Source organism: Alteromonas sp. PRIM-21 (assembly GCF_027563165.1).
Taxonomy (GTDB): domain Bacteria; phylum Pseudomonadota; class Gammaproteobacteria; order Enterobacterales; family Alteromonadaceae; genus Alteromonas; species Alteromonas macleodii_A.
Genome location: NZ_JADOEK010000025.1, coordinates 1 through 8,945, shown reverse-complemented (window position 1 = coordinate 8,945; position 8,945 = coordinate 1). Strand labels below are relative to the sequence as shown.

Sequence of the window (8,945 nt, the reverse complement as noted above, 5' to 3'; positions counted from 1 at the left end):
TGGGAGCGCGGCGGCTTATAACAAACGCATTAAATCGCTCGCAGGCTCGCTGGGACGCTAACACATGGGCTGCGTCACTTCGTTCCTATTTTAGCCCATGTGTTATCGCCCTTTATGCGGGTGTTATACGCTACTGGAATTCTTTATTAATGAGCACTAAACAAGGAATAGTTCTGTTATTAATAGCTGCGTCAATAGCTGTATTAACCGCTTTCGCTCACCTATCCTGTATCTTTTTGGGGCCTCAGTGCTTTGAGACTCAAATGGCTCCAGTCAGCGTAATTGAATCGGCTAAAGCAGGAACACTTTTGGCACCGCTGGGTACGATCGTGGTTTCGGCAATATTTATCGTTTTTGGCTGTTACGCTCTGTCGGGCGCTACACTCATTCGCAGACTTCCGTTACTCAGTTTTGGCATATATGCAATTGCTGCTGCGTGTATTATACGTGGCATTATGCCAATTCAACTCTGGATGAGGCACCCACACAAGGTAACTGACACTGTTTTAATTGTGGGTGTTGTATGGCTACTTGTTGGGCTATGCTATCTCTTTGGGTACAAGGCAGTTAATGGCAAACGCGTATAACAACCCAATCAACACACTCACTTCGTTCGCTGGGACGCATACACGTGGGGCGGCTGCGCCATTATGCCCCACATGTCTGCGCCCGTTATTGGAAAGTTAGGTGACAAGTGGAAAGTCTTAGAACAATTCTTTTTTTATGTGGCGCTCTCTCTTATTTGTATTTTTTATATAAATACGTCAATGCACTCGACCTAGTTTGCAAAGAGTTAAAGTCGCAAGGCAATTTAAAGGTTTTTGGTATAACGGTAGAGCCGACAAAGTTCATTTTACTTGCAACTCCCAAGCTGACTTTTACATTAATAAGCCGCTCGTATATGAAAGGTCGCCTAAGTAATTCGAGTTTTGTGTGCGCTCATAATTTGGCAAGGAAATACTTTTTAGCTATGGCTTTCTCTGCGTTTTCTTCGTTTTTGTTGTTAGTTTTGCTCAAGGATGTTTGAGGTGTCACCTAACAACTCAATAAACTCGCTCACTTCTTTCGCTGGGACGCATACACGCAGGGCGGCTTCGCCATTATGCCCTACGTGCTTGCGCCCGTTATTGAAAAGTTAGGCGTCATTTACTTCCAGCATAAAAAAGTGGCTTCAGTCGTGACATTCCAGCATTAAGGTTGTTTCATTAGGTTGTCTTTACAGCTTGCTTTTTCGGTAGTTCCAACGACTTTAGCAACGAGCTTTTCATCAGCATCGTAACGCCAACATTCAGCATAACAAGTTGTCTTAGCTCGCTCTTTTCTCAAGCATCACCCTTAACATCTGGCTTTTCGCACAGGGTTGTTTTATCTTAAATTCAATAATTTAAACACGCGGTCTAATTGGCTAGTGGTGGCAGCAAAGCTGCGTACTTTACTTTGTACGCCTAACAAAACGCTGTTGGCACTCCCTCCGGTCGCTGGGACGCTAACACGTGGGCTGGCTCGCTTCGCTCGGATTTTAGCCCACGTGCTAGCGCCCCAAAGCTTAGCGTTATATGCCTGGGGGAGTAATTGATGCATAGCTATTTTTTATATGCCTTAATAGGCATAGCAATTCTTTTGAATTTATTAGTTTCAATTTATTTGTCGCGTAGAGACGATTTGGATAACTTTCAAAAAATAGCTCAAATTTTAATAATTTGGCTGATTCCATATTTTGCATCCATTGGATTGTGGCTCTGGTGTAAAAGTGTCGATTCAGAGACGAAGAAAATACACAAAGAGTTCGGCGGGGGGTGGAATAGTAGTGGAGGGCTGGGCACTTTCTAAAAGCGCAAAAAGGTTTTTCAAATTAGTGACGGCATATAACAAACCAATCAACACACTCACTACGTTCGCTGGGACGCATACACGCGGGGCGGCTTCGCCATTATGCCCCCCACATGTCTGCGCCCGTTATTGGAAAGTTAGGCGTCATTTACTTACAGCATTAAAAAGTGGGTTCAGCCATGATATTAAAGCGTCAAGGTTGTTTCGTTAGGTTGTCTTTACAGCTTGCTTCTTCGGTTGTTTCAACGGCTTTAGCAACGCGCTTTTCATCAGCTTCGCAACACCAACATTCAACACTACAAGTTGTCTAAACTCGCTCTTTTATCCAGCGTTACCGTTAACATCTGGCTTTTCGCACAGGGTTGTTTTATCTTAAATTCAATAATTTAATCACGCGGTCTATTTGGCATGTGGTGGCAGCAAAGCTGCGTACTTTCAGTTGTACGCCTAACAAAACGCTGTTGGCACTCCCTTCGGTCGCTGGGACGCTAACATGTGGGCTGCTCACTTCGTTCGGATTTTAGCCCACGTGCTAGCGCCCCAAAGCTTAGCGTTAGGCGTCATTTACTTACAGCATTAAAAAGTAGGCTCAGCCGTGACATTACAGCTTCAGGCTGTTTCGCTAGGTTGTCTTTACAGCTTGCTTTTTCGGTAGTTCAAACGGCTTTGATAACGTGCTTTTTTCGACACCGCAACGCCAAAATCCGACATCACCAGCTTTCTAAACTCGTTCTTTTATCCACCAATGTCGTTAACATCTGGCATTTCGCACAGGGTTGTTTTATCTTAAATTCAATAATGTTAACAGGCGGTCTATTTGGCTAGTGGTGGCAGCAAAGCTGCGTACGTTCCTTTGTACGCCTAACAAAACGCTGTTGGCACTCCCTTCGGTCGCTGGGACGCTAACACGTGGGCTGGCTCGCTTCGCTCGGATTTTAGCCCACGTGCTAGCGCCCCAAAGCTTAGCGTTAAGCCCCACTAGAAAGGATTCATGATGTTTTACAAATTATTACCTATATGTTTATTACTGCTTTGCCTCGGTGTCTCAGCCGATGAACTTATCCCAACTAAATCTGGAATGTATGATGTCGGAGGTTTTAGTCTCTATTTGGAATGCTATGAAAATGAAAAACCAAAATTAATACTCGAACAAGGGTTCGGTCGTTCTGGCTCTGATGGCGTCTGGTTAAATAATATTAAAGAACTCAAAGATCAATATAGTGTCTGTCTTTATGATCGTTCAGGTCTAGGAAAAAGCGAAAAAGGGCCGGTTCCTTTTACTGTCAACGATAACGTTAGACGCCTACGTTCTCTTTTATCTGCTGCAAATATAAATCCACCATATTATTTCGCCGGAGGCTCTTACGCTTCGTATATTATTACTGCGTACAATAACCTTTACCCAGATGAAGTGTTAGGTGCTGTGTTTATCGCTCCTCCTACTCTCGGGTACTTTTACACGATGGGAACTCGTTGGCCGCAAGGCTTTGAAACCGATAACCAAGAGTTGAAACGTTACATGGAATTTGAACAAAGTGTTTTAAACCCAATGTTCGAACGTGTGCCGGAAAACGTTGATCATATGAAAAGCTACCAACAACTATCAAACTCAAATGATTTTGGCTCTAAACCGATTATTGTCATCCGCTCAAAACAATCCGAAGAACCCTATGATCCTCCTTTTGTTCCTGACGTGATTGCGGAAAGAATGGAATCATTAGAACAGGGCGCAGAAAACTATTTCAAATCACTTTCAAGTGATGTCGAAATCATTTACTCGGAGTCAGAAAAACATCATTTACACATTTCAGACCCAGAGCTAGTAGTATCAAAAATACAGGGGTTGGCAAAGTAGTGGGGCTTAACAAAACGCTTAAGTCACTCCCTTCGGTCGCTGGGACGCATACACGCGGGGCGGCTTCGCCATTATGCCCCACGTATCTGCGCCCCTTAGCTTAAAGTTACCCCCTAAAAAGGATTTTCCATGGATACAGGTTTTCTAATTCTTTTAATATCTTGCTTAAGTGGCTTTATATATTTAATCATTGGCTATTTACTTACCTTTAAGCAAAAAGCGGATGTACTTAACGGCATCGATTTTTCTAAAATTGCCGACCTACATGCTTTCTGCAATTTCGTAGGCAATAGCTTTTTATTATCTGGTGTAGTACAAATCTTAATTGGGTTGTTGGCTTATTTAGCTTATTTAAACCTTTTGCTGTTCGTAGCTATTTATGTTGTCTTCGCGACATTGCCCATTGTTAATGTCCTCAGAGCTATGCGCAAATTTCAAAAAAGTGCTTCGTAAGCAGAGCGTGGCTAACAAGCCAATAAACGCACTCACTTCGTTCGCTGGGACGCATACACGCGGGGCGGCTTCGCCATTATGCCCCACATGTCTGCGCCCGTTATTGGAAAGTTATGTTCTAGTATGAATAACCAAGCTCAAGTTGATTTGTTTAAAAGTCGTTGTCGGTCATCTTTTGGCACTGTAGCCCAAGAGTATGATCTTAAGGAGTGTATCGTTTGTGGCGGTACTTATATCAACCCGTTTGAAGTTAGGTTTAAGAATCCGCATATTTTTATTGGGTTTGAGGGCATCCACTGGGGCTTTGGCCTTCTAACAACATTTGGTGCAACAAAGTTAAATGAGCCATTTACAATAGAGCAGGCCATTTGTTATTTGGATGGCTTGGAGAAGTTGCGAGAACGAGATGCACATAGAACATCTGGTTACGAGAAGATCCTTGCTCTTGATATAGACTTTATTACTCAAAACCTCTCCTTCTTTCTTGAAGGCGGGTTCAACTCGGTCACTTCAGAATTAAACAAAACTGAAGTAGTACTCAGGAAGTTTTACGGTCGAACATAACAATCACATTAAGTCGCTCGCGGGCTCGCTGGGACAGTAACACATGGGCTCTGTCGCTTCGCTCGGATTTTAGCCCATGTGTTACTGCCCCTTATGTGGGTGTTATGCATCAAAGTGAAATTATGAACCGTAACCCTATTCCTTCTGACCCATTTAATAGGCAATATATTTATAAGGGCGTAGTGTTTCATTGGTCACTGGCTACTGGTTTCGTTTATCTAATTTGCTTAGCTATCAGCAAAGCTAGCCCCATTAGCATAGTGTTGCTTATTCCATCTAGTGTCGTTCTTTTTTTATGCATCAATGGTATTGCTAACGACTTTGAGTTTAAAACCCTTTACAAAAAGCTGGGCTGGTATAGGAAATACACTATTGTTACTTTCTTATTAGGAGTCTTATTTGGTATTTTATGCGTTTTTGAGGCTAGCTCAGATTTCGCCGTCATTATCGCTTTTCCTGTTTTCGCCAATGGATTGTTTTTGTGGCCGTTGGTAACAACTAATACATATGTAAAAAACTACACTAGGTTGTTTGGGGTTTTTGATGCATAACAACCCAATCAACACACTCACTGCGTTCGCTGGGACGCATACACGCGGGGCGGCTGCGCCATTATGCCCCACATGCCTGCGCCCGTTATTGGAAAGTTATATTTCACCAAGGCAACTTGAAGCTAATGCTTTCTGAAGAAGATAGAAAAGAATTCAATAAGTATGCTGGCAATGACTGGACCAAAAGGAAAGTCTTTGGCCGAGAAACAAGATTATTCCTTTTGAAGCTTACTCCCTGTTTTGCTCTAGCGTACTGGATTTATACTTGGTGGGAAGCTGGAGTAATTCCAAGCAGAAAGGGAAATCCGCCAGTACATTATATCCATGAACCAGATATGTTTTTATTGTATTTTTGCAGCGCTAGTTCTGCTTTAGTGCTTTTGGTTTTATATTTAGCTCTAAACTATTTTGCTGCACTTCGCACTCATTGTTTAAAGTGAAATATAACAAGTCAATTAACGCACTCACTTCGTTCGCTGGGACGCATACACGCAGGGCGGCTTCGCCATTATGCCCTACGTGCCTGCGCCCGTTATTGAAAAGTTAGGCGTCATTTACTTACAGCATAAAAAGTGGGTTTAACCGTGACAATCCGACTTCAAGGCTGTTTCACTAGGTCGTCTTTGCAGCTAACTTTCTCGGTTGTTTCAACGGCTTTGGCAACGTGCTTTTCATCAATACCGCAACGCCAACATTCAACACTACAAGTTGTCTAAACTCGCTCTTTTATCCAGCATTGCCGTTAACATCTGGCATTTCGCACAGGGTTGTTTTATCTTAATTTCAACAATTTAAATAAGTGGCCTTATCGGCTAGTGGTGGCAGCAAAGCTGCGTACTTTTCTTTGTACGCCTAACAAAACGCTGTTGGCACTCCCTTCGGTCGCTGGGACGCTAACACGTGGGCTGGCTCGCTTCGCTCGGATTTTAGCCCACGCGCTAGCGCCCCAAAGCTTAGCGTTAGGCGTCATTTACTTGCAGCATTAAAAAGTAGGTTCAGCCGTGACATTCCTGCATCAAGGTTGTTTCGCTAGGTTGTCTTTACAGCTTGCTTTTTCGGTAGTTTCAACGGCTTTGGCAACGTGCTTTTCATCAACACCGCAACGCCAACATTCTGCATCACCGCTTTTCTAAACTCGCTCCTTTATCCAGCGATGTCGTTAACATCTGGCATTTCGCACAGGGTTGTTTTATCTTAATTTCAATAATTTAAATAAGTGGCCTTATCGGCTAGTGGTGGCAGCAAAGCTGCGTACTTTCCTTTGTACGCCTAACAAAACGCTGTTGGCACTCCCTTCGGTCGCTGGGACGCTAACACGTGGGCTGGCTCGCTTCGCTCGGATTTTAGCCCACGTGCTAGCGCCCCAAAGCTTAGCGTTATATGCCAGAGAAGTTATGAACGACGATAAAATTGCAGAATTAAAACTTCAGCGTGCAGTTGAACACTTCAAGTCAGTAATTCAAATGGCAGAGCTTGCTTTGAAAAGCTCAATTATGATTAATGGCGGCGCAGCGGTAGCATTGTTAACATTCGTTGGCAATTCGAAAGCAGAGGATAAAACTTTCTTGGTTTACTCTCTTTTTGCGTTTTCTCTAGGTGTACTGTTTGGTGCAATAAGTGCACTGTTAGCGTACCTAGCTCAAAATCATTTTATGGAACAGATAAATAACAACGAATCGCCAAGCGACAATCAAGCCCATAAAATATCAGCTATCGGAGCCATTTCATTGTCATATCTTGCATTTTTCATTGGTATTTTATTAGCCTCGCAAGGTGTTAGTAACTAATGGCATATAACAAAAAAATTAAGTCACTCACTTCGTTCGCTGGGACGCATACACGCGGGGCGGCTTCGCCATTATGCCCCACATGCCTGCGCCCCTTATTTAAAAGTTAGGCGTCATTTACTTACAGCATTAAAATGTGGGTTAAATCGTGACATTCCGGCATCAAGGCTGTTTCGCTAGGTTGTATTAGCGGCAAGCTTTCCCGGTTGTTTTAACGGCTTTAACAACGTGCTTTTCATAAACACCGCAACGCCAACATTTAACATCACCAGTCTTCTAAACTCGCTCTTTTATTCAGCAATGTCCTTAACATCTGGCATTTCGCACAGGGTTGTTTTATCTTAAATTCAATAATTTAAACACGCGGTCTAATTGGCTAGTGGTGGCAGCAAAGCTGCGTACGTTCCTTTGTACGCCTAACAAAACGCTGTTGGCACTCCCTCCGGTCGCTGGGACGCTAACACGTGGGCTGACTCACTTCGTTCGGATTTTAGCCCACGTGCTAGCGCCCCAAAGCTTAGCGTTATATGCTTGTGGTAGCTTGAAAAATGGAAGTATTTAATAGCAGAAAATGGATGTATTGTGGTGCTGTGCTTGTTATACCTACAGCTGCTCTTTTTAAATCACTTATAGAGTGGGCCGTTCCGCTATATTTAGTAGCAATTTTATTAATTTTTCTCGACCCCTATTTTAAAGAATTACGGTCTCAACAGGCTTCAGCTAATAGATACATAATTGTTATTTTGTCTTCTGGTCTTGTTGCTGGGATTATTTCAAATGTATTTCCACAAGCACATGCATGGCTTGTATCTGGTTGGTTTTTATTTTTTGTAGTGTATGGTTGGCCAATAGCAACAAAGATAGATCGTAATAATGGCTCTTAAAAACAGCGCATATAACAACCCAATCAACACACTCACTGCGTTCGCTGGGACGCATACACGCGGGGCGGCTTCGCCATTATGCCCCACATGTCTGCGCCCGTTATTGGAAAGTTAGGTTTCTCTATTGAATAAAAAAGGATTTTTTGTGAAGAAACGCGTATTGATTTTGCTTCTATTACTTTTGCCGTTGGTTGGTTGTGACCAATTTTCAAAGGTACAAGCCGTTAATTACCTAATGGGCTCACAACCGATTTCGTACCTTAATGGCTTTTTAGTTCTTACTTATCATGAAAACCCCGGGGCTTTCTTAAGCTTGGGCGCTTCACTGCCGCATGAAACTCGAACTATCATTTTTAGTGCGTTTGTTACTTTATTCTTGTTAGCAGTATTTGCCTATCTTTGCCTTAAGCCCTTATCCAATGCGAGTTTTATTGTCGGCACACTAATCCTAGCTGGCGGCATTGGCAACGTTTACGATAGGCTAACAAACACTGGGCGCGTAATAGATTTTGTTTTACTTCAGCTGGGACCACTGCATACTGGGGTTTTTAACTTAGCAGATGTTTTTATAATGCTGGGTGTATTCTTGGCTGCCTTCTTTTCTACAAAATGGGGTAAAAACCTAACAAACAAATTAAGCCGTTCCCGTTGGTCACTGGGACGCTAACACGCAGGGCCGCTTCGCTATTATGCCCTACGCGTTATCGCCCCTTATTTAAAAGTTAGGCGTCATTTACTTACAGCATTAAAATGTGGGTTAAATTGTGACATTCCGGCATCAAGGCTGTTTCGCTAGGTTGTATTAGCGGCAAGCTTTCCCGGTTGTTTTAACGGCTTTAGCAACGCGCTTTTCTTAAACACCGCAACGCCAACATTCAACATCACCACTTTTCTAAACTCGCTCTTTTATCCAGCATTGCCGTTAACATCTGGCATTTCGCACAGGGTTGTTTTATCTTAATTTCAACAATTTAAATAAGTGGCCTTATCGGCTAGTGGTGGCAGCAAAGCTGCGTACTTT

9 protein-coding genes are annotated in these 8,945 nt (G+C 43.0%); all 9 read left to right on the top strand.

What is annotated here, in order from left to right; translation table 11 throughout:
* Positions 1–587: hypothetical protein (locus IW644_RS19650; protein WP_269919021.1), on the top strand; the 587-nt coding region annotated here is incomplete at its 5' end.
* Positions 588–2,824: 2,237 nt separating this feature from the next.
* Positions 2,825–3,685, top strand: coding sequence for an alpha/beta fold hydrolase (locus tag IW644_RS19645; protein WP_269919020.1), 861 nt, complete (start codon positions 2,825–2,827; stop codon positions 3,683–3,685).
* Between the two features lie 129 nt (positions 3,686–3,814).
* The gene (locus tag IW644_RS19640; RefSeq protein WP_269919019.1) at positions 3,815–4,138 is read left to right on the top strand and encodes a hypothetical protein; all 324 of its coding nucleotides are present in this window, start codon (positions 3,815–3,817) and stop codon (positions 4,136–4,138) included.
* 78 nt (positions 4,139–4,216) lie between these two features.
* Complete coding sequence (locus IW644_RS19635) at positions 4,217–4,702, top strand: hypothetical protein (RefSeq protein ID WP_269919018.1); 486 nt, start codon at positions 4,217–4,219, stop codon at positions 4,700–4,702.
* A gap of 122 nt (positions 4,703–4,824) precedes the next feature.
* Positions 4,825–5,253 carry a hypothetical protein gene (locus IW644_RS19630; protein ID WP_269919017.1) on the top strand — a complete coding sequence of 143 codons (429 nt, stop codon included), beginning with the start codon at positions 4,825–4,827 and terminating at the stop codon, positions 5,251–5,253.
* Positions 5,254–5,378: 125 nt separating this feature from the next.
* The gene (locus tag IW644_RS19625) at positions 5,379–5,693 is read left to right on the top strand and encodes a hypothetical protein (RefSeq protein WP_269919016.1); all 315 of its coding nucleotides are present in this window, start codon (positions 5,379–5,381) and stop codon (positions 5,691–5,693) included.
* Positions 5,694–6,647: 954 nt separating this feature from the next.
* The gene (locus IW644_RS19620; protein WP_269919015.1) at positions 6,648–7,040 is read left to right on the top strand and encodes a hypothetical protein; all 393 of its coding nucleotides are present in this window, start codon (positions 6,648–6,650) and stop codon (positions 7,038–7,040) included.
* A 548-nt stretch (positions 7,041–7,588) separates the two neighbouring features.
* Positions 7,589–7,924 carry a hypothetical protein gene (locus IW644_RS19615; protein ID WP_269919014.1) on the top strand — a complete coding sequence of 112 codons (336 nt, stop codon included), beginning with the start codon at positions 7,589–7,591 and terminating at the stop codon, positions 7,922–7,924.
* 145 nt (positions 7,925–8,069) lie between these two features.
* Complete coding sequence (lspA, locus tag IW644_RS19610; RefSeq protein ID WP_269919013.1) at positions 8,070–8,591, top strand: signal peptidase II; 522 nt, start codon at positions 8,070–8,072, stop codon at positions 8,589–8,591.
* Positions 8,592–8,945 lie beyond the last annotated feature (354 nt).

Excerpts from the sequence above, each read along its gene's own strand:
- IW644_RS19645 (WP_269919020.1), top strand. The coding sequence starts at position 2,825 with ATGTTTTACAAATTATTACCTATATGTTTATTACTGCTTTGCCTCGGT.
- IW644_RS19640 (WP_269919019.1), top strand. The coding sequence starts at position 3,815 with ATGGATACAGGTTTTCTAATTCTTTTAATATCTTGCTTAAGTGGCTTT.
- IW644_RS19635 (WP_269919018.1), top strand. The coding sequence starts at position 4,217 with ATGCCCCACATGTCTGCGCCCGTTATTGGAAAGTTATGTTCTAGTATG.
- IW644_RS19630 (WP_269919017.1), top strand. The coding sequence starts at position 4,825 with ATGAACCGTAACCCTATTCCTTCTGACCCATTTAATAGGCAATATATT.
- IW644_RS19625 (WP_269919016.1), top strand. The coding sequence starts at position 5,379 with ATGCTTTCTGAAGAAGATAGAAAAGAATTCAATAAGTATGCTGGCAAT.
- IW644_RS19620 (WP_269919015.1), top strand. The coding sequence starts at position 6,648 with ATGAACGACGATAAAATTGCAGAATTAAAACTTCAGCGTGCAGTTGAA.
- IW644_RS19615 (WP_269919014.1), top strand. The coding sequence starts at position 7,589 with ATGGAAGTATTTAATAGCAGAAAATGGATGTATTGTGGTGCTGTGCTT.